17 protein-coding genes and 1 riboswitch are annotated in these 20321 nt (G+C 40.6%); of the genes, 5 read left to right on the plus strand and 12 right to left on the minus strand.

Going from position 1 to position 20321, the window contains the following annotated elements:
* Nucleotides 1–438: 438 nt before the first annotated feature.
* From AA0Y26_RS20270 to AA0Y26_RS20315, 10 genes are all read right to left on the minus strand, one after another.
* Nucleotides 439–1515, minus strand: coding sequence for a hypothetical protein (locus AA0Y26_RS20270; RefSeq protein WP_413363823.1), 1077 nt, complete (start codon nt 1513–1515; stop codon nt 439–441).
* A gap of 652 nt (nt 1516–2167) precedes the next feature.
* Nucleotides 2168–2692, minus strand: a complete 525-nt coding sequence (locus AA0Y26_RS20275; protein WP_413363824.1) for a hypothetical protein — start codon at nt 2690–2692, stop codon at nt 2168–2170.
* A gap of 756 nt (nt 2693–3448) precedes the next feature.
* On the minus strand, nt 3449–4387 hold the full coding sequence (locus tag AA0Y26_RS20280; protein ID WP_413363825.1) for a tyrosine-type recombinase/integrase: 939 nt from the start codon (nt 4385–4387) through the stop codon (nt 3449–3451).
* Nucleotides 4388–4544: 157 nt separating this feature from the next.
* Entirely contained in the window at nt 4545–6098 is a 1554-nt protein-coding gene (guaA, locus tag AA0Y26_RS20285; RefSeq protein WP_413368326.1) for a glutamine-hydrolyzing GMP synthase, read from the minus strand.
* 115 nt (nt 6099–6213) lie between these two features.
* A riboswitch (purine riboswitch) is annotated at nt 6214–6315 on the minus strand.
* A gap of 32 nt (nt 6316–6347) precedes the next feature.
* The gene (locus tag AA0Y26_RS20290) at nt 6348–8528 is read right to left on the minus strand and encodes a transglutaminase domain-containing protein (RefSeq protein ID WP_413363826.1); all 2181 of its coding nucleotides are present in this window, start codon (nt 8526–8528) and stop codon (nt 6348–6350) included.
* The gene (locus AA0Y26_RS20295; RefSeq protein ID WP_413363827.1) at nt 8525–9730 is read right to left on the minus strand and encodes a DUF58 domain-containing protein; all 1206 of its coding nucleotides are present in this window, start codon (nt 9728–9730) and stop codon (nt 8525–8527) included. The genes AA0Y26_RS20290 and AA0Y26_RS20295 overlap by 4 nt, the downstream gene beginning before the upstream one ends.
* Nucleotides 9727–10671: an AAA family ATPase gene (locus tag AA0Y26_RS20300; RefSeq protein ID WP_413363828.1), complete on the minus strand. Its 945-nt coding sequence runs from the start codon at nt 10669–10671 to the stop codon at nt 9727–9729. The genes AA0Y26_RS20295 and AA0Y26_RS20300 overlap by 4 nt, the downstream gene beginning before the upstream one ends.
* Before the next feature lie 260 nt (nt 10672–10931).
* On the minus strand, nt 10932–11261 hold the full coding sequence (locus tag AA0Y26_RS20305) for a hypothetical protein (RefSeq protein WP_413363829.1): 330 nt from the start codon (nt 11259–11261) through the stop codon (nt 10932–10934).
* Between the two features lie 144 nt (nt 11262–11405).
* Nucleotides 11406–12233 (minus strand): ammonia-dependent NAD(+) synthetase, encoded by an 828-nt coding sequence (gene nadE / locus AA0Y26_RS20310; RefSeq protein WP_413363830.1) that lies wholly within the window; start codon nt 12231–12233, stop codon nt 11406–11408.
* Nucleotides 12234–12246: 13 nt separating this feature from the next.
* A complete protein-coding gene (locus AA0Y26_RS20315) occupies nt 12247–13716 on the minus strand; it encodes a nicotinate phosphoribosyltransferase (protein WP_413363831.1) in 1470 nt (489 codons plus the stop codon).
* A gap of 279 nt (nt 13717–13995) precedes the next feature.
* Between AA0Y26_RS20315 and AA0Y26_RS20320 the strand changes: the two genes are divergently transcribed.
* From AA0Y26_RS20320 to AA0Y26_RS20340, 5 genes are all read left to right on the plus strand, one after another.
* Entirely contained in the window at nt 13996–14337 is a 342-nt protein-coding gene (locus AA0Y26_RS20320) for a P-II family nitrogen regulator (protein ID WP_413363832.1), read from the plus strand.
* A gap of 15 nt (nt 14338–14352) precedes the next feature.
* The gene (locus AA0Y26_RS20325; RefSeq protein ID WP_413363833.1) at nt 14353–15660 is read left to right on the plus strand and encodes an ammonium transporter; all 1308 of its coding nucleotides are present in this window, start codon (nt 14353–14355) and stop codon (nt 15658–15660) included.
* Between the two features lie 230 nt (nt 15661–15890).
* The gene (locus AA0Y26_RS20330) at nt 15891–16619 is read left to right on the plus strand and encodes a phosphate ABC transporter ATP-binding protein (RefSeq protein WP_413368328.1); all 729 of its coding nucleotides are present in this window, start codon (nt 15891–15893) and stop codon (nt 16617–16619) included.
* Complete coding sequence (locus AA0Y26_RS20335; RefSeq protein WP_413363834.1) at nt 16616–17374, plus strand: ABC transporter permease; 759 nt, start codon at nt 16616–16618, stop codon at nt 17372–17374. The genes AA0Y26_RS20330 and AA0Y26_RS20335 overlap by 4 nt, the downstream gene beginning before the upstream one ends.
* A gap of 69 nt (nt 17375–17443) precedes the next feature.
* The gene (locus tag AA0Y26_RS20340) at nt 17444–18412 is read left to right on the plus strand and encodes a proline dehydrogenase family protein (protein WP_413363835.1); all 969 of its coding nucleotides are present in this window, start codon (nt 17444–17446) and stop codon (nt 18410–18412) included.
* Between the two features lie 96 nt (nt 18413–18508).
* On the opposite strand, the gene AA0Y26_RS20345 is transcribed toward AA0Y26_RS20340, so the two are convergent.
* Nucleotides 18509–19114 carry a response regulator gene (locus tag AA0Y26_RS20345; protein WP_413363836.1) on the minus strand — a complete coding sequence of 202 codons (606 nt, stop codon included), beginning with the start codon at nt 19112–19114 and terminating at the stop codon, nt 18509–18511.
* Nucleotides 19111–20244 (minus strand): histidine kinase, encoded by a 1134-nt coding sequence (locus AA0Y26_RS20350; protein WP_413363837.1) that lies wholly within the window; start codon nt 20242–20244, stop codon nt 19111–19113. The genes AA0Y26_RS20345 and AA0Y26_RS20350 overlap by 4 nt, the downstream gene beginning before the upstream one ends.
* Nucleotides 20245–20321 lie beyond the last annotated feature (77 nt).

Raw genomic sequence — 20321 nt, forward strand, 5'->3', positions numbered from 1 at the left:
TTGTGGCGCTACTTTCAAACCGTTCTCCTTTAGTTCGTAAAGTGAAAACCTCTCACTGTCGACACGTTCTATTAATCTTAATTGAGAATATTTCCCCGATAGAGAATTTTCATACTTTTCTAATGATATCAATTTTTTTAACGTCTATTATTTCATCCGATGACATACCAACCTTCTTTACCATCGTTTTAAAAATAACTCATATAATATGGATTAGTATCATAAATAAAGACAAAAGCTCTCATAGTTGTACAATTTACCGTTAGCTGAAATTAACCGCTTTACTAGAAAACACAACATAATTTTGCATTATTATACCATAATACAGATAGTAAGGAACTATAGGTCACAGATTTTAAAATTCATATAATAAAAGCCCTCACACTTACTTGAGGGCTTGATAATATTAAATTATGTCAATATTCCAAGACATTCAAATCATATAGCATCATCTAAAAAATCTTTAATACCGCCTTCCCTTTTCTTTGGTTTCTTATAAGAAGAAACGAATGGTTCATAATCGTTTATATGATTTTCTGTCGCTTTCTGTTGATGTTCTCTACGTAATTTACGTTCTTCATATTCTTTTTCAAGTTTTTCTTTAACCCAACCCTGTCCCTTATTTTCAAGTATTTCAAATTTCTTCTCACCTGCTTCTTTAAGAATAGGGCAATCAGTTACTATCCATGCTGTATAACCGTCTAACTCCCATTTAGTGCCATAGTCATTAATCTGCTTCAAAATGTTATCCTCAAACTTGTACCTTAAATCAGTTACCTTTTCTGCAAACTTTTCTTGTGCGTTCCTTACTTTTTCTTTCTTTTCAATCTCCTTCACATTAGGTTTAGAATGTCTAACTGAATATTCATTTACACCCTGTTTCCATTGTCCAACCTCATCTTTATAGTAAGCTCCAGTAATCTTCTCAATAAACGTTGCACACTTTTTTATTGTATCTACCGATTTGGTATAACTTACGCTTAAAACCGCTTGCCACTCCTGATAAGCAATTTTATAGGTAATATTCTTAGCTTTTTTAAGTTGTTCTCTCCATTTCGTGTAAGCAATTATCATTAAGTGTTCACCATTACACTTTGCTAGGTTGTACTCATAGTATTCAATCCTAGTCCAACCACTAAAAATAAACGGTCTATCCCTCCAATCAACTTTTGATATTGCTTCAGCAGCTTCCATTTCTTTTTTGATTGTAATTATTAATACAGATGATACCATCTTAGTTCCATTAAATTTAACAGTTATATATCCTTTATTGTGCAATCCTGTTAATACTTCTTGCACACGGCTTCTATCACGACTTGTATTTGATGTATTCCAATCTAATGCTTCAACGATTACATCAATCATTGTTACTATTTGATTTTCCAAACCAATAGATTTCGCTAATTGTAAATAGCCAAACACCATAAACTCATTAGTTGTCATGTGGTACTCTGTTCCAAAGCCAAAAGCAACATTTGGGATGATTATATAACTTTTCTTATTTGTAAAATCCATTTATTCAGATTCCTTTCTTAAATTATTTAGTTTTATATTTCTCTAATGATTGCGCTATTCATCAGAGGGTTGAAACAATCAAAACTTATTATTCAATCATTAATGTCTTGCACATAATACAAACCACACGCCCTGTTCCAGTTATCGATTTTCTATTCACAAAAATCGTATGTATTTATACTACATTTGAAAATCCTCTTTCAAAAAATGTATATATTTATACAAAATCAAAAAAAGTTATTTCGAAAATGGTATATATTTATACCAAATTCATAGGGTATAGAAATAAATAAAAATAAAAGAATTATAGATTAAACATTAACAGCCAATTATCTTTCGCTAACGCTAGGAAAGTTCAAGAGCAATCGCCTTTGGCTCACTTGGGGTTTCACCCCAAACCCCATTCTATTACAACTAATCATTTCTATAAGCTCTTTACTTAGAAATATGCTTGATTTATATTTCAATATCCAACTGATTCTTAATATGTAAACACTGTTTTAAACGTATGTTTTCCGTATCCATTATGTTTGAATATATATTCTGTTATGTAGAATAGATAAAATGAGGATTTTATATTGTGGATGTTGGTATATATGTATTTTTCTCTTGTTTTAATATCTTGTGTTTAGGTTTTTTTACTAAATGTCATTTACTTCTTTTTTGCTTTTTCATTTGTATGACGTTTAACACTCGCAAGTTTAGAATTTTCTGCTTGTGGAATCCATCGACAATTAGATGGTTCATAATTTCCATCCGAATCAATTCTATCAATAGTCAATTCATCGGAATATCCATTAGCCATCGCCCACTCATAAAAAGCTTCAAAAGAAACCCAGTCATCACAAATTCTTATTCCTCGACCACCATAATGTTCCCACGCTGAATGATTTTTATTATTACACCTTGCTCTCATGGCACACCAAATATCATGAATTCTTGTCCCTGTCATCCCATGAGTCGTGTTCGCTTCTTTAAGCAGTTGATTTTTCATACAGCCGCACGATTTGTATTTACTTTGGTCTATCAAATCTGGCGTAAGAATAAATCTGATATTTCCACAAACGCACTCACATCTCCACATCTTCTTTCCTCCCCTCCCCTTTTTTTCACTCAACTCTAAAACAGTAAAGTAATTAAATTTTTGCCCTTCTAAAAAATGCTTTCTTCTTGCCATTTTATTTTCCACCTCTTGTAATATTAGAAGGGTTTAGATAACTACCCTTCTAAATTAATTATATCATACAAATAAAAAAATATTTAATTATATACTACTATAAATCTTTTGTCAAAAGATTTTAGTTAAAATGAATAAAAAGACCTATATTTATAACGTAATTATATTTCCTTTCCTAACAGAAAATACTCTTTACTTATTGCGTTATATAGCTTCTCCAATGATATAGTAGGACATTTTAAGATTCTTCCCACAAAAGATTCTACTCTTTCAATATTGGATTTATAGCAATAAAAAAGCACATACAATCACTCACTTGCAAAAGTATGTGCGTGTGTCTTATTATCTTTGTTTTTTGCTTCGCCCTAAACAGCAGATCTTGATATACCTGTCATATAATAATGATAACCATTATCTTTTTTGAGAAAATTACAAGCGGGGTACATTCCACCATTTACCCTAAATTATTTTTGTAGGGAATAATAAGCACTTCCACTCCCACACTCTGCATTAAATATAATAGCGTATGAAAGCCATTTTTCTCTTTAAAATCATGTTAATTGAGGGGTTTTTATCGTGCGAACCCGTTATTCACCTTATCACATGAATTATATTCTTTTATAAGATAAAGTCTTAATGGTAAGAGCTATGCTCACCCACTCCCTTATCCTGTAGAGCCTTTGCGTAGACTCTTCTAATGTCCTGTGCATTGATGTTTTAGAGATTATACAATCTTACTCAGTAGCCTTAAATAAATCATTTCTTAATAAGCTTTATTTCATTTAACGGGCTATGCATACGTCCAATGTTCAATATATCTTCCTGTTCTAATCCTCTCAGATACTTAGCTGTTATCTGGGTATCAAAGTGTCCCATTAATCTGCTTAAACTATAAATATCAATCCCATTTCGTAACTGTTTCTGTGCAAAATAATGTCGACAATCATGTGGCGAACAACGGATCTCCTTTCTCACCCCAACATTTTCACAATGCTCTTTAAGAATTTTGTTAATACGGGAACGATGCATACCTTTCGCATATTGTTCTAGAAAATAATAATCCTCTATCTCTGTCTGCTCTTTATGCTTAAACCGCTCTTGCTTCATTTGTTCATACTTCCGCATATACCTACGCATTAACTTACTGATATATACCAATCGCTGTTTAGAGCCTTTACCATGAATTAAAATATATCGGCTCGCTATATCACTAACCTTTATGCTACAAAGCTCAGATACCCGTATCCCTGTATCAAAGAGGAATATTAAAATTAATTTATCCCTCACATTAGAATAAGTTTCTTCTTTTACATCATTAATAATGTGGGCAACCTCATCATCATTAAAAGTTACAATAACCGTTTTTTCTTCCTTCAAGTTTTTAATACGTTTCATTGGATTATCATTTTCATCAATGAATTCTTCATCTACAAGATACTGAAAAAACACTTTAATTGTCGCTAAATTATTGTTAATGGTTCTATTGGATTCTACACCAGCTTCTTGACGACTTTTAATATAATGTTTAATATGAATGGCTTTTACTTCTTCTATTTCTTCAATGTGCGCGGTTTGAATCATAAATTCTTTCCATCTGTTCAAGCGATACATACATAACTCAACATACTTAGGTTTCCTTCCTAAAATCTCTTGATTGAGCTTAAAATCGTCTATCATTTCAATAATTTTCACCATAAAAAAACTCCCTTCTATTCGCATAAATAACGCAAATAAAAGAGAGTAATTTTATATAGTCAATAGTTGCTGGTGTTATAAATCATTTTTCATAAAACCTCATCAACCCTTGATATACCAAGGTTCAGCACACTTTAGAAAAACTCTTTACAACAACCTATTCCCACTCAATCGTTGCAGGTGGCTTACTCGTCACATCATACAGCACGCGGTTAACGTGTTTTACTTCGTTAACGATGCGTACAGAGATTTTTTCTAGTACATCCCAAGGGATACGTGCCCAGTCGGAAGTCATGCCGTCAATTGATGTTACAGCACGGATACCGATTGCGTAGTCGTACGTACGGCCGTCGCCCATAACGCCTACTGAACGGATGTCCGGCAGTACACAGAAGTATTGCCAGATGTCTCGGTCAAGGCCGGCTTTTTTGATTTCCTCGCGAAGGATGTAGTCTGCCTCGCGAACGATATCAAGCTTGTCCTCTGTTACTTCACCTAGTACACGGATACCAAGACCCGGGCCTGGGAATGGCTGGCGCCAAACGATTTCTTCTGGAAGTCCAAGCTCTAAACCTAACGCACGTACTTCGTCTTTGAATAATGTATTTAACGGCTCGATCAATTTAAACTTCATGTCTTCTGGAAGACCACCAACATTGTGGTGAGATTTAATTGTTTGCGCTGTTGCCGTACCTGATTCAATGATATCTGTGTAAAGCGTTCCTTGCGCAAGGAAGTCCATGTCTTTCAGCTTGTTTGATTCTTCATCAAACACATAGATAAATTCGTTACCGATGATTTTACGTTTTTGTTCAGGGTCTGAAACGCCTTTTAGTTTGTTCATGAAGCGTTCACGGGCATCAATTTTGATGACCTTCATGTCGAAGTCTTCAGTGAACGTCTTCATGACTTGCTCTACTTCACCTTTACGGTTCAGGTTGTGGTCCACGAACATACAAGTCAGCTGGTCGCCGATTGCTTTATGGATTAACACAGCTACTACCGAAGAGTCTACGCCGCCTGATAATGCACATAGCACCTGCTTGTCGCCTACTAGCTCACGGATTTTTGCCATTTCAATCTCGATGAAGTTCGCCATTGACCAGTCGCCCTTCGCATTACATACGTCGAATACGAAATTTTTCAGTAAGTCATTGCCGTATACAGAATGACGTACTTCCGGGTGGAATTGTACGGCATAGAATTTGCGCTCTAGGTTTGCCATTGCTGCAATTTCACAAGATGCACTTGTCGCGATGATTTCGAAGCCTTCTGGTACTTCTGTTACATGGTCACCGTGGCTCATCCATACAACCTGGCTGGCTGGCAGGTCGCCGAATAATTTGTTTTCTGTCGTTACTGTAAGTTCGGCTCTTCCGTATTCACGTGTAGCAGCGCTTTCTACTTTACCGCCGTTTTTGAATGCCATCAGCTGCATACCGTAGCAAATACCTAAAATCGGCAGGCCAAGATCAAAGATTGCTGGATCTACACCAAAAGCATTCTCATCGTACACAGAGTTCGGTCCGCCTGAGAAAATGATCCCCACTGCGTTCATTTCTTTGATTTCTTCTGCTGTCACTGTATGTGGATGAAGTTCAGAAAACACACCGAATTCACGGATACGACGAGTAATCAGCTGGTTAAACTGGCTTCCGAAATCAAGAACGACCACTTTTTCTTGCTCTTTTAATAAAGGAGTTGACACTATTTCCACCTCTTCTAGTATGATAAAGGCGCCCTATATTTAGAAAAAAACGCGAAGAAAAGAATTCTACGCGTTCATCTACATATATGTACGGATAGGCAGGGTACACCCATAAGGATATACGCCAGCCTACCGTCATAGATAAGTTATTTAAGGTAACTTAGTAGAGACATCCGAACCATATTATCGGACTTATATGAAGGCACACCTATTATTGATTTTTCTAAATTTTACTCTTTAATATACGTAAAATCAACCGGTAGTGCGATTGATTAAATATTCCCAACTTTCTTTAATTTCCTCGAATTGAATGTTACCCTTTTCTTTACTATAAATGGTCTTTTCATACACTGCTGTTACCTTCGACATATCGTTCGTTCCGAAGTGACCATCCACACGCGCTGCAAAGGCATGCAAGGTCTCGTCAGGCTTGCGTTTTAAGCCAAGGAAGCCCAGCTGTCTCATCAGCACTTTGTATGATGACTGGATCGTGGAAGGACTGGAAGGTTTACGGCGCTGCGCTTGAATATATACTTTCGGCATCCACTTGCGTCTTGTTTTTATACCAACAATTGCCAACACAATAAGCAGTGCTGAGATTATAAGAACAATCCAAGTCGTTCCACTTCCTTCACTCGAAGAACGCTTCTGCTGTGCTGCCTGCTTCTCGCTTTCTTCCTGTTCCTTCACTTCTTGTTCTATCTGTTGGCGTTCCTGATCCTGCTCTCGCAGAAGCTCTTCAGGGGCCGCTTCGTTCAGTTCCATATCGAAATTAATATCCGACTGGTTAACAAAGCCGATTGTCGGTTCAAACGGCATCCAGCCTATCCCGTCTATATAAGCTTCCACCCACGAGTGGGCATCATTGTTCTCCACTTCAAATACGCGGAGCCCTTCGTCTGTTTTATCGACCTCTGTTCCGTTGGCATATCCCTTCACCCATCGCGCTGGGATACCGACTGAGCGGAGCATTACAACCATCGATGTAGAAAAATTGTCACAATAGCCACGCTTCGTTTCGAATAGGAACTGATCGACATAGTCTTGATCCTCTGCAGGAACCGCTACATCATCAGTCTCATAAGTAAATCCGCTCCGCTTGAAGTATTGTTCAATTGCCTTTGCTCTATCATAATCCGTTTTACGCCCTTCTACTGTGTCGGCCGCTAATGTTCGGACACGATCCGGCAGTTCTTCAGGCAGCTGCAGATAGCGCTGATCGATATACATAAGTTCCGAATTTGTGACCGGTGTCTTCAGCTGTGTATAGCTGTATTCCGGTGCACTGTAGACGACTTCGTATTGAGTAAGGGGACGGTTGCTGCCATCCGGAGCTTTCGTATTGAAGCGCTCAGTTCCCCTCTCCTGGTATAGACGGACATCAGGTTCGTCAAACAGTACCGACATGATGCCATACGGCTGCAGAACATAGGCTCTATCTATTTCAGGGTAGACATGCGCCGACTTCGCCTCCTCATTCATGTTAGGCCAAATAGAAGTAAACGCCTCTTCCTGCAGTACTTCATATTCATCGTTTATACCATCAGTTATCGATTCCCATCCTTTTGATGTATAAAAATCCTTCGTTTCAATACGCCAATACTGCTTGTCCGGAGAATGAATCGTAAAGACAACCGTATCGTCAGCTTCGAAAGATCCGCCCAGGCGGCTATCATCTTCCCCTATTCCCACCTGGGACATGGAATTTTGTCCGCCTTTTCCAGATAGATTTTTAATATATGGAACCGGATCCGGCCACTGCGGCGCTGCTTTGGGCAGCAGTACAGCAATGAATCCGACCACTACAATCGTTATTGTCATTGGCAGGATATAGCGAATATATTTAGAAAAGGCAAATGTCGTTCCTGTTTGTGTAATCAGACGCTTCATATAGAGCAGCGCTGTCATCACCAGCCCAAGTAATACAACCTTTACAATGGCCGCTTTTCCGTCGTACGTCGTAAATGTATCCAATGTAGAAATAAAGAATACTGTCAGCACAAAGAAATAAAAAATCGTCTTTCTAACAGTTAACCAATGATGGATTAAATAAATCAGCATCCAAATAAGGACGAAAAAGAGGAGTGAACGGAATGGGTCCGTTACAACTTCCCAATCTCCCGCCAGTAAAAGAGCGATATTTGTACGAATATCCGTGGCCAAAAATTGGATACCTGCACCGCTAAATACTGTTCCGTCCGTATAAACACGGACAATAAACCAGGAAATATAGACAATTTTAATAACCCATGAAATAAGGAACGATACTTCAAAAATATTTAATAGAAATGCAATCGCGATAAACAGCAAAAGCAGCTCCAGGTGACCTGTGGATGTCAATTCCACCACAGGCACTAACCATTCTCGTAAAATCAAAAATAAAATAATATAGTAAAGTGTCATTTCTATATAGTATGTTGACTCTTTTTTCACGGCTTATTCACCTCCGTGAATGCCTGACCGAACATCTCTTTTGTAATATAGATTACCCTGCTATTCGAAAATCTTACAGAAGCCCCTTTATAATCTGCATATTGGTCCTTTGCCACAACGACAAAACACACGACAGCCCGCGCATATTTCGAGCCATTCATCAAAAATGCTTTGAGGTCATCCGTCAATGAACCTGTCACTAAAATTAATATGGAGCTATTTAGTTCTCTTTCATTACGCAGGAGCTGTTCCATCGGCAATCCTGAATCTGCCTTAATAACTGCCAAATACTGCATAATTTGCTCTAACTGTGCCTCTGTCCTTATAGCTGGATAAAACACACGGCTATCTCCGCCGGATAAAAAGGCAACGTCGCCATTTCTCGCAACAATTGCCTGCAGCATCGATGCCGTTAGCTCTACTACCTCCTCAAATTGGCTGGAGGTCGTTCGGTCGATGCAGACAAAAAGCTTTTGAGACTGGCGATCCTCAAATTCCTTTGTCCGCAGTTCTCCATTTTTCGCAAATGACTTCCAGTGAATCCATGAAAAGCGGTCGCCAGCCTGATAATCACGGACACCTGTGACAAGCGTCGTATCTTTAGCAATCGAATACTTTGCCGCCAAGGCTCCCTGATCGTATTGTACTTGTAGAGAGGTATAGTTCATATCGACTGTATGCGGGTAGACAAGTAACGTATATGGCTGTTTAATGACTTGCTTTCGAGTAACCCAGCCAAAAAAGTCCGTCGCCGTTACTTCCAGCGCCGATAAAATATGTTCCCCCCGCTGCATATCTTCAAGCTCATATGTCCATTCAAAAGAACGGCGCCATCCAGCAAAAAAGAGATTGCTTGAACGACCCCCAGCAATCCTGTAGAAACGCTCATCCATATCTACTTCACGTACAAGCAGGAATACGATTGGCAGCAAGGTATTATTATGAAAACGAACCGTTACCTTCGCCTTTCCGCCACGCTGAAGCTTAGAAGGGAAAACCTCTCTTTCCACCCTGCTTATGCGAACCGGAATTATGGCAAGCAGCAGAGAATACAGCAAGAATGGCAAAAGGGTAAAGAAAATGAACCAGCTTACAAAACCGCCCTGGAACATCGCAAAGCAGAATGTTAACGCAAGTAGACCGATCACTGTTAAAAAACGGGACCCTTGTCTTATCCCTTTCATCATATTTCGCATATTCATGAATCGGCAAACCTTTTGACAGGCACAAATGTCTGCTGGATGACCTGGCTGATAATCTGCTCAGGCGTAACTCCTTCATACCGTGCCTCAGGAGCTAGAATCAACCGATGCCCAAATACAAACGGTGCCAAATACTTTACATCATCTGGTTTTACAAAATCTCTTCCCTGCATAAATGCATAGGCCTGCGATGCTTTCATCAGAGCAACGGAAGCACGGGGGCTGACACCGAGATATACACGTGAATGCTCACGGGTAGCCCTCGCAATATCAACAATATAACCTTTCACACTATCTTCTATATAGACTTCCCGGACAGCCCGCTGCAAGGATAGCAGCTCTTCCACCGTCATTACAGATGTAATTTCTTCAATCGGCTGCTTATTTTCTGCCCGGCGCAGGACTTCAATTTCCTGCTGAACAGAAGGGTAGCCCATTCTAATTTTCAATAAAAAGCGATCCAGCTGCGCCTCTGGCAGTGGATATGTACCTTCGTATTCAATCGGATTTTGCGTTGCCATAACAAAGAAAGGCTTCTGGATGGAAAGTGTTTCTCCATCAACTGTAATCGATGCCTCTTCCATTGCTTCCAAAAGAGCAGCCTGTGTTTTAGGGGATGTCCGGTTAATTTCATCGGCCAAGATGATATTTCCGACTATTGGTCCTGGACGGAATTCAAATTGCAGAGTTTTCGGATTGTAAATCGATACCCCAACTACATCAGACGGCAATAAATCCGGCGTAAATTGAATCCGTTTGAAATTTGCACCAACTGATTTTGCAAGCGAGCGCACCATCATTGTTTTCCCGACACCCGGTACGTCCTCAAGCAGTACATGTCCGCCTGTAAGTAGGGCGACAATGCTTAGTTCAGCAACTTCACGCTTGCCAATCATAACCTTTTCTATATTTTCTAGTACAGCCTGAATATGTTCCTGCATATGTAGCCTCCTTGAATTTTTAAACAACAATTGTTTGAATTTTCTAGATTAATACAAGCATATCGAAAAGACCGAGTGAATACAACTTATTCCATAGTAAGACAGGCAAAAAGACAAGGTCTATATACCCTTATCAAGTCCTTTTTCAGCTAATCGGATTTTTCAAGGCTTCACTATGAGTTATCCCTCCAGCTTCCTTATATTTTATATCCATTTATAGCCCATAGAAAAGTCACTTGAACATGAGCCTGTTCAAGTGACTATATAGATGTACGATATGTGTCATTACACCGCTTCATTTTACTTATGTAATTTACCTGCTGGGACTGTCTTAACAATTGATTCCGTAAAGCAGCCATCGTATCGGCTTCAAATTGGATACCCTTGATTAAAATATGCTGACCCTTATTAACAAGTACTTTCTTTTGCACGGGTGGCTTTTTCTTCTTTCCCTGCTTTTGCTGCTGTCTATGGAAGTCATCAAGCGAACGACCTTCATTCATGAGGGTAAATGCCTCACCAGCTTCCAAGTTCCTTTTTGACTTGCTGTATATATTGCCTGCTACGGCGCCCACACGTGTCGTCCTCATTCATACACCTCCTAAAGACTGTGCTATTTTTACAGCACGAAAACCTATATTTTCTTATTTTTTAAGAAAACCGCACTGCAAACTCGCAGCACGGCTGAAGGAACAGCCCCTTCACAAGCTGTTGAAGGGACTGCGCATCCTTTCTTATTTCCAGAAATCATCGAATATCGTAATCGGCAGCTGCCGTTTATGCTCGGAGCGAAGATAATGCCCTTCTAGTATTTTTTGCGCTTCTTCAGGGATTTCCTTGCCCTCTAAGTAATCATCAATTTGTTCATACGTTAAACCAAGCGCTACCTCATCAGGCAGAGATGGGCGTTCTTCCTCCAAGTCTGCTGTAGGTACCTTTAAATATAAATGCTTTGGACAGTTCAAATGAGCCAGCATTTGCTTGCCTTGTCGTTTGTTCAAGCGGAAAAGGGGCATCAAATCGGCACCGCCATCTCCGAACTTTGTAAAAAATCCAGTGATAGCTTCAGCAGCATGATCCGTGCCAAGGACAACAGCGTTATGCATGGCTGCTATAGAATATTGCACCTTCATACGCTCGCGTGCCTTTTCGTTCCCTTTCGCGAAATCACTTAGTTCAATGCCCGCTTCCTCCAGCGCATGTCTGCTGGCATCTACTGCTCCTTTAATATTTACTGTATAAACCTTATCCGGCTGAATGAAATCAAGCGCATCCTGACAATCCTGTTCATCTGCCTGTACACCGTATGGAAGACGTACAGCCATGAATGCATATTTCTTTTCACCGGCCTCTTCATTTAGCTCATCGACCGCCATTTGCGCCAGCTTACCAGCCAATGTAGAGTCCTGCCCTCCGCTGATTCCCAAAACAAAGCCTCTAATAAAGCGATGCTTTTTCGCATATTCCTTCATAAAATCGATGGACTTACGGATTTCTTCTTCTACATTAATCTCAGGCGATACATGCAGTTCTTCAATAATTCGCTTTTGTAAATCTGACATAACGAAACCCTCCTTACCGGTTTTCGAGTGCTTCTACCATCTCTCGCGCCTCTTGGATATTACGCATTTTGTTATCCCAACATTTTTGACTTAAATCTACAGGATACTCTTCCGGGTTCATCGCACGTTTATACTCATCCCACAGCAATTCCAGATTTTCAAATGCATACTGGCGCATTTCCAATAATGATGGGTTTTCATAGACAATCTCCCCATCTTTAATTGCTTCTATATGAAGGTTTTTTGCCTCAAAGTTTGTAACAAACTTCGAAACAAATGTATGCACAGGATGGAACATTTTTAAATGCTCTTCTTCCTGAGGATTTTCATCCGCCATTGCAATATAATCACCCTCTGATTTGCCATTTGTCTTATTAATGATGCGGTACACACGTTTCAACCCTGGAGTTGTCACTTTTTCGGCATTTGCCGAAATTTTGATTGTATCTTCCATTACCCCATTTTCGTTCTCAATAGCCACCATTTTATAGACTGCCCCTAAAGCCGGCTGGTCATAAGCGGTTATAAGCTTTGTACCGATTCCCCACATATCAACGCGTGCGCCCTGAGCCTTTAAATTTAAAATTGTATACTCATCAAGGTCATTGGAAACAATGATCTTTGCATTCGGGAAACCGGCCTCATCCAGCATCTTACGGGCTTCCTTCGATAAGAAAGCGATATCTCCACTGTCCAAACGAATACCAATAAAGTTAATTTTGTCCCCCAGTTCTTTTGCTACCTGTATCGCAGTAGGAACACCTGACTTCAGCGTATTGTACGTATCTACTAAGAACACACAGTCATGGTGGCGTTTTGCATAAGAATGGAATGCCTCATAATCACTTTTATATGCCTGAACAAGTGCGTGTGCATGTGTCCCGGATACAGGAATACCAAACATTTTCCCAGCTCGGACGTTTGAAGTGGATTCAAAGCCGCCGATTACAGCAGCACGCGCTCCCCAAAGCGCGGCATCCATTTCCTGAGCCCGGCGTGTACCGAATTCCATTGCCACTTCGTCTTTTAACACTTGTTTGATACGGCTTGCCTTTGTAGCAATCAATGTTTGGAAATTTACGATATTCAGCAGCGCTGTTTCCACTAATTGAGCTTCTACAAGCGGTGCTTCAATACGCACGATCGGCTCATTAGCAAATACCAGCTCCCCCTCTGCCATTGAATACATAGAGCCTGTAAAGCGAACATCCTTTAAATATGCTAAAAAGTCTTCCTTATACCCAAGTTCTTCACGCAAATAGGCTAAATCAGATTCTGTGAAGCGGAAGTTCCTTAAATAATCCAGCATGCGCTCAAGGCCCGCAAATATTGCATATCCATTTCCAAATGGCAGCTTACGGAAGTACAGTTCAAATACAGCTTTCCGATTATGGATGCCATCTGCCCAATAACTCTCTGCCATATTAATTTGGTAAAGATCTGTGTGGAGTGTCAAGCTATCATCTTCAAATTTTGCTCTCATTAAAAGTCCCTTCTTCCGAAACATAATTAGTCATAGTATACACTATTTAGTCGGTGACAAGGCACGCAAGGTGCTCAGTTAATTTAATTAGTCAGGATTATTCACATATCCCCCTCTTTTATATATTCATTTTATTACATCCCATACATTTTTTCTGTTTATATCACTTCGAGATAAAACTCATCGATTTTTTATGTTAGTTTTCCTTACATATTTTATTGATTTTATACAACCGTTCTTTTAATATGTTAATTAATATAACACGAGGAGTTGTTGAGCATGAAGAAAATCGAAGCAATCATCCGTCCGGAAACTTTTCCAGCAGTACGTGAAGGATTAGCAAAAGAAGGCATCGATGGACTAAGCATCTCTGAAATAGCTGGCGCAGGCCGCCAAGAAGGACGCACAGGACTATTCCGCGGCAACTCCTATTCGATGGAATTTTCCCCAAAGCTAAAGCTTGAAATGGTCGTAGACGATTCAAAAGTTCAGCCGATCGTTAATCTTATTTTACAGGAGGCTGTAACAGGTCAAGTAGGTGACGGTAAAATTTTCATCTTTCCGGTGGAACAGGCAATCCGCATCCGGACAAAAGAAGCTGGTACTGCGGCTATTCATTAAGAAGGAGGAAATTAAATGACAAACGAAGCATTAGAACTTTCAATTAACCTTGTTTGGGTTATGCTCGGCGCCATATTAGTTTTTTTCATGCACGCAGGATTCGCTATGGTAGAGGCTGGGTTCACTCGCTCTAAAAACACTGTGAACATCTTAATGAAAAATGTATTGACTATCTCCATTGGCGGCATCGTTTATTTTTTAGCAGGATACGCCCTCATGTTTGGTGATACTGCTGGGGGATTCATTGGAACAACTGGATTTGCCATGCAGGGAGTGGATGATATCGCCTTCTTCGTATTCCAGGCGATGTTCGCTGCTACGTGTGCCACAATTATTTCCGGTGCCGTCGCCGAACGTACCAATATTAACGCTTATATGGCGATTGTTGTTGTCATGACATTATTCATCTATCCCGTTGTCGGTCACTGGATATGGCAAGGTGACGGCTGGATCACTGCAATGGGATTCGTAGACTTTGCAGGTTCGACAGTCGTTCATTTAACAGGTGCAATCGGTGCATTGGTAGCAGCTGCTATAATCGGGCCGCGCATCGGTAAATATGAGGATAGGCGTGTCAATGTTCTCCCCGGTCACTCGATCCCACTCGGCGCTTTAGGCGTATTTATTCTTTGGCTGGGCTGGTTCGGATTCAACGGCGCCTCCACATTGGCAGCTGACCCTGAATTGGTTCCTTCCGTTATTGCCAATACATTTTTATCTGCTTCAGCTGGTGTTATTGCAACAGCTTTCTATACAAAATTCCGCTACAGCCATATCGATGGTTCCTTGACGCTAAACGGTGCCTTAGCGGGGCTTGTTGGTATTACAGCAGGTGCTGCAAATGTATCATTGACAGGAGCAATCGCCATAGGTGCTATTGCCGGACCTCTTTTAGTAGAGGGTGTTCGTTTCATTGAATGGAAACTAAAGATTGATGACCCAGTTGGAGCAGTAGCAGTTCATGGGTTATGCGGTATCTGGGGTACATTGGCAGTCGGCTTATTTGATATAGCCGGCGGCGGTGGTCTATTTTACGGAGGCGGTGCAGAACTGCTGGGCGTTCAGGCTATAGGTGTATTGGCAGTTATTGGATGGACGTCCATCACAGTGGGCATCAGCCTCAGTATCATCAAAATATTCGTCCCTTTACGTGTAACCCAAGAAGAGGAGATAACAGGGCTGGATCTTATAGAGCATGGTGCATATGCCTATGAGTATCAGCAGGATGTCTTCAAAGGCGTTGCCGGGAAGAATGATACATTTGCACAGCGGTTAACCACCCTTGGTGCGAAACCCCATTCCGTACAAGAAAAGCAGGTGTAGCTCCCAGCAAGACCCTAGTTCCTTTTCAAGTATCGTCCCCCAAACGATATATTGAGTAAGGAGCCCAAATCTTTCAAACATAATGGAAGAAAACTCAACCCCTCTTGAGTTTTCAAGCGCAGGCAAAGTTCCCCTAAGCTTTGTCTGCGCTTTTTTGCGTTATAATAAGGTGTAAATTTTTATAAACAGCTTCCAAAAGTATGGAGAAGAAAATAGATTAAGGAGAATGCATTGTGAATCTTGAACCTGCAATAGAATTACGCGACCTTTGCTTTACAGCGAAAGAACGTAGGATTTTACACAACCTCAATGGGATCTTTTATAAAGGAAAAATTACAACCCTTGTGGGTCCTTCTGGTGCCGGGAAGACGACATTGCTCAAAATGTGCAATGGATTACTCGTTCCTACAAGCGGAGACATCTTCATCGGTAACCAGCCGATACAGGAATTCGAGCCGACAACCCTTCGCCGCAAAGTAGGCATCGCTTTACAGAGCGCCCCCATTCTCCGGAGTTCTGTGTACGAAAACTTAGCATTACCGCGTACTCTGCAAGGGGAGCACCTTACAGAAGAAGAGGCCGTTTCCGCCTTGGAAAATGTCCAGCTCGATGCCTCTTTTTTACATCGCGAAGCAACAGAGCTATCAGGTGGACAAAGACAGAGGCTGTCTATCGCTCGGACACTTATTAACAAATCAGATATTTTATTGCTTGATGAAATCACTTCAGCGCTTGACCCAACATCCGTAAAAGAAATCGAGGAGCTTATTTTAAAAATCAACCGCAAATACGGCGTGACAATTATTTGGATTACACATAACTTGCAGCAAGCAAGAATATTGAGCGATTTTACATGGATTTTACACAATGGCGAGCTCCTTGCATCCGGCGATGTATCCCTTCTAGAAGGTTCTGATATTCCAGCTGTTCAGCAGTTCTTGAATGGAGGTGCCCGATGACATACGGTACACTCTCTCTCACTTTGATTTTCATCTTTATCCCTTTTGTGTTGTCAAAGTCGTTAAAGCTTGGTCTTGAAAAAGATATTACCATTGCAACTATCCGGTCTGTTGCACAGCTTTTAGCCATTGGATATGTTCTTCACTTCATATTTGAAACAGATAGCTTCGTGTATATATTGCTTATGGTTTTATTTATAATCATCGTTGCCACATTAAATGCACGAAAGAAGGGTATAGGAATACCAGGTATAACCGCGAAAATCGCCGTCACATTAATTACGGTCGAACTTGTCACACAAGGCGTATTGCTCGGACTTGGAATCGTCCCGGCAACCGCTCAGTATATTATTCCAATCAGCGGAATGATGATCGGAAATGCAATGGTACTCTCTGTCCTTTTCCTGAATCGCTTCCGAGCTGAACTTGAAGCAAACGAAAACGAAATCGAGTTGATTCTATCGCTTGGAGGTACTCCAAAGCAGGCTGTTCACCGGCATTTAATGAGTGCTATTAAAGCAAGTATGATTCCTACAATTGAATCGCAAAAGACAATTGGGCTTGTCCAGCTTCCCGGCATGATGAGCGGTCAAATCATCGGTGGGGCTGATCCAATTCAAGCTGTTCAGTTTCAAATCCTCATTATTTTTGCCTTGCTGACATGTGCTACCTTAGCAAGCGTCATTTTAGGTTTTCTCGTCTACCCGACATTGTTTAATGAACGGATGCAGCGTATTGCTGTTTTAAGAAAATAATGTGTCCTAAAAAGGAAGGGAAAATCCCGTCTATGTTATAATTTATGGAAAGAAAGCGAGGGATTATGGATGGCATTACGTGATATATTACTTAATTTATCGAAAAATGAAACAATGAATACGGCAGCACAAAAATACGGCTTGAGGCTTGGTGCCCAAAATGTTATTGCCGGTACTAATGTAGAGGAAATGATTGAAAGTGTACAAAAGCTGAATGCTGAGGGCATAGAAGCCACAATTGATCACCTTGGAGAATTCGTATATGACGAAGCCATTGCCACTAAGGCAAAGGAAGATATTTTAGAAGTCATCGAAGCAATTCATACACAGCAATTGAATGCTCATATTTCAGTGAAGCCCTCCCAGGTAGGGTTGGATATTGACATCGATTTTTGTTATGACAACTTACGGGAAATTGTCGAGTACGCCTCCCGTTATGGCATTTTTGTTAACCTGGATATGGAAGACTATTCACGACTGCAGTCAACACTCGATATACTCGAGGAGTTGAATAAAGTATTCGATAATGTCGGTACTGTCATACAAGCCTATCTTCTGCGTTCAAAGAAAGATATCGAAAAATTCACAGATTACCGCCTTCGTATCGTGAAAGGTGCTTATCAGGAATCTGAAGAGGTAGCCTATCAGGATAAGCTAGATATCGATATTAACTTTTTAGAGCTCATTGAATATCATTTATTGCATGGAAAGTTTACGTCCATCGCCACACATGACCATAATATCATCAGCCATATAAAACGATTTGCTGCAGATCACAATATTTCTCACGAGAAGTTTGAATTCCAGATGCTATACGGATTCCGTGCTGATCTTCAGAAGGAACTGGCAAAGGAATACAAGTTCTGCACCTATGTCCCATTCGGAAAAGATTGGTACGGCTATTACATGCGTCGTTTAGCAGAACGTCCGCAAAATATTAACCTCGTCACAAAACAAGTATTTAACAAGAAGACGAACACCATTTTAGCAGTAGCAGCTGGTGCCTTTATTCTTGGCCGTATAACAAAGAAAAAGTAAACAGCATTACTACCACCCTTGAGTTTAAGCTTTTTTCTTTCAGTACAGAGTATTGAATATAGGATAACTAAAAAGCGGCAGGATTCCCCTGCCGCTTTACTTATTCCAACCTTTTTCCTTAAAGCGCTGTATCGCTTCGATCCGGTTGCCTACACCCAATTTATCTAATATAGTAGAGATATAATTACGGACTGTCCCCGCTGATAAATATAATTCAGCAGCTATTTCTTTTGTGGTTTTCCCTTCGGCTACCAGCTCAAGCACCTGGCTTTCCCGGTCCGTCAGAGGATTTTCGCTATCATCTTCATACACAAAGTCCACCAGCTCTGGTGCATAGATGCGTCGGCCCTCCATAATAATACGGATGGAGTTAACAAGCTCCTCAATCGGGCTATCTTTCAGCAAATAGCCCCGTACTCCTGCCTTCCGTGCCCGCTCGAAATACCCAGGACGTGCAAAGGTTGTCAAAATGATAACTTTACAACCTTCATCCTTTAATGCTTCCGCAGCATCCAATCCCGTTTTCACCGGCATCTCTATGTCCATAATGCAGATGTCCGGCTTCAGGCTGCGTACTTGCTCAATGGCTTCTTCTCCATTTTTCGCAAGACCTACAACTTCCATATCTTCTTCCAAACTAAGCAGCGACTTCATTGCGCCAAGCAGCATCCCCTGGTCTTCTGCTATCACAATTCGAATCATGCTTCTTCACTTCCTTTTTGATGTGTAATCGCCACAGGAATATGCACAATCAATTCTGTACCTTGTCCCTTTTTCAGCTCTACCGTGCCGTTAATGAATTCGATGCGCTCCCGCATACCCTTCAGACCACTCCCTGTCGAAGAGAATTTCTTTTCCATACCAACTCCATTATCTTTAACAGAAAGAGATAACTCATTTTCATTTTGTAGAATGGTTACCGTACAGAGCGTTGCGCGACTATGTTTCACCACATTGGTTACTGCTTCCTTTAGACACATACTCACTACATTTTCGTAAAGGGCAGGCATTCGAATGGCCTTCGAGTCTCCTACCAGCTTAAACTCTATTTCAGCAGCTTTTAAAATCTGCTCTACCCGCAATAGCTCTTCTTCTACTCTAACTGCCCGCATATCTGCCACGAGCTCACGTACCTCTTTTAAAGCACTGCTCGCTGTCTGGCGTATATCCTTAATCTCACTAATAGCCTGCTGCGGATTCTTCTCGATTAGTCTGGCAGCTAAATCACTCTTCAAACCAATCATCGAGAGCTTTTGCCCCAATGTATCATGAAGATCCCGCGCAATTCGCTGGCGTTCTTCATGGATAATCAATTCTGAAATCCGGTCCTTTGCCGTTTCTAATTCGCTTTCTAAGTTTTCCCGTTTATTTCGCGTAAAGAGGGTGAATGGCAACAGCACAACACCAATGACCGCAATGATAATAAACGGCGTCTGTGTAAGAAACATATCCAGGAAAATAAAATAGCCCGCTACGATAGAAAGTACCGTAAACCCGATATGGAGACCATACATAATGTAAAAGCCTACCGTCTGTCTGATATTTCCAATGAAAAATGCTGTAAATAAAGATAAATATATATAGCCGAACATCAGCGTCATCGCAATATTCAACACCATTTGAAAGCTGATCCACATATATACAAGGCCCGTCTTCGCCTGGAAAGAAAATTTATGACATAAAAAATAGAGCAGAATCATTGCAAGGCCAACACCGACATAAAGCGGACTAAACTCGCGCACAATGAAAAAGAACGGCATAATGCAAAAAATAACCCATATGTAGATACTCAGCCATGGACTTTTAGGAATAATACTGTACCAGCTTTGCATAATATCCTCATTTCTTTTTCTTCTATTATAGCAAAAGGAGGTCGCCAAAACACCAAGCCCCCCCTTCCTCATGTTAG

Origin of the sequence: Lysinibacillus canaveralius (genome assembly GCF_047301505.1) — a bacterium.
In the GTDB taxonomy this organism is placed as follows: domain Bacteria; phylum Bacillota; class Bacilli; order Bacillales_A; family Planococcaceae; genus Lysinibacillus_B.

Coding starts and splice junctions, on each gene's coding strand:
- AA0Y26_RS20335 (WP_413363834.1), top strand. CDS start 16,616: ATGACATACGGTACACTCTCTCTCACTTTGATTTTCATCTTTATCCCT.
- AA0Y26_RS20280 (WP_413363825.1), bottom strand. CDS start 4,387: ATGGTGAAAATTATTGAAATGATAGACGATTTTAAGCTCAATCAAGAG.
- AA0Y26_RS20295 (WP_413363827.1), bottom strand. CDS start 9,730: ATGAATATGCGAAATATGATGAAAGGGATAAGACAAGGGTCCCGTTTT.
- AA0Y26_RS20350 (WP_413363837.1), bottom strand. CDS start 20,244: ATGCAAAGCTGGTACAGTATTATTCCTAAAAGTCCATGGCTGAGTATC.
- AA0Y26_RS20305 (WP_413363829.1), bottom strand. CDS start 11,261: ATGAGGACGACACGTGTGGGCGCCGTAGCAGGCAATATATACAGCAAG.
- AA0Y26_RS20315 (WP_413363831.1), bottom strand. CDS start 13,716: ATGAGAGCAAAATTTGAAGATGATAGCTTGACACTCCACACAGATCTT.
- AA0Y26_RS20320 (WP_413363832.1), top strand. CDS start 13,996: ATGAAGAAAATCGAAGCAATCATCCGTCCGGAAACTTTTCCAGCAGTA.
- nadE (WP_413363830.1), bottom strand. CDS start 12,233: ATGTCAGATTTACAAAAGCGAATTATTGAAGAACTGCATGTATCGCCT.
- AA0Y26_RS20300 (WP_413363828.1), bottom strand. CDS start 10,671: ATGCAGGAACATATTCAGGCTGTACTAGAAAATATAGAAAAGGTTATG.
- AA0Y26_RS20345 (WP_413363836.1), bottom strand. CDS start 19,114: ATGATTCGAATTGTGATAGCAGAAGACCAGGGGATGCTGCTTGGCGCA.
- AA0Y26_RS20325 (WP_413363833.1), top strand. CDS start 14,353: ATGACAAACGAAGCATTAGAACTTTCAATTAACCTTGTTTGGGTTATG.
- AA0Y26_RS20275 (WP_413363824.1), bottom strand. CDS start 2,692: ATGGCAAGAAGAAAGCATTTTTTAGAAGGGCAAAAATTTAATTACTTT.
- AA0Y26_RS20340 (WP_413363835.1), top strand. CDS start 17,444: ATGGCATTACGTGATATATTACTTAATTTATCGAAAAATGAAACAATG.
- AA0Y26_RS20270 (WP_413363823.1), bottom strand. CDS start 1,515: ATGGATTTTACAAATAAGAAAAGTTATATAATCATCCCAAATGTTGCT.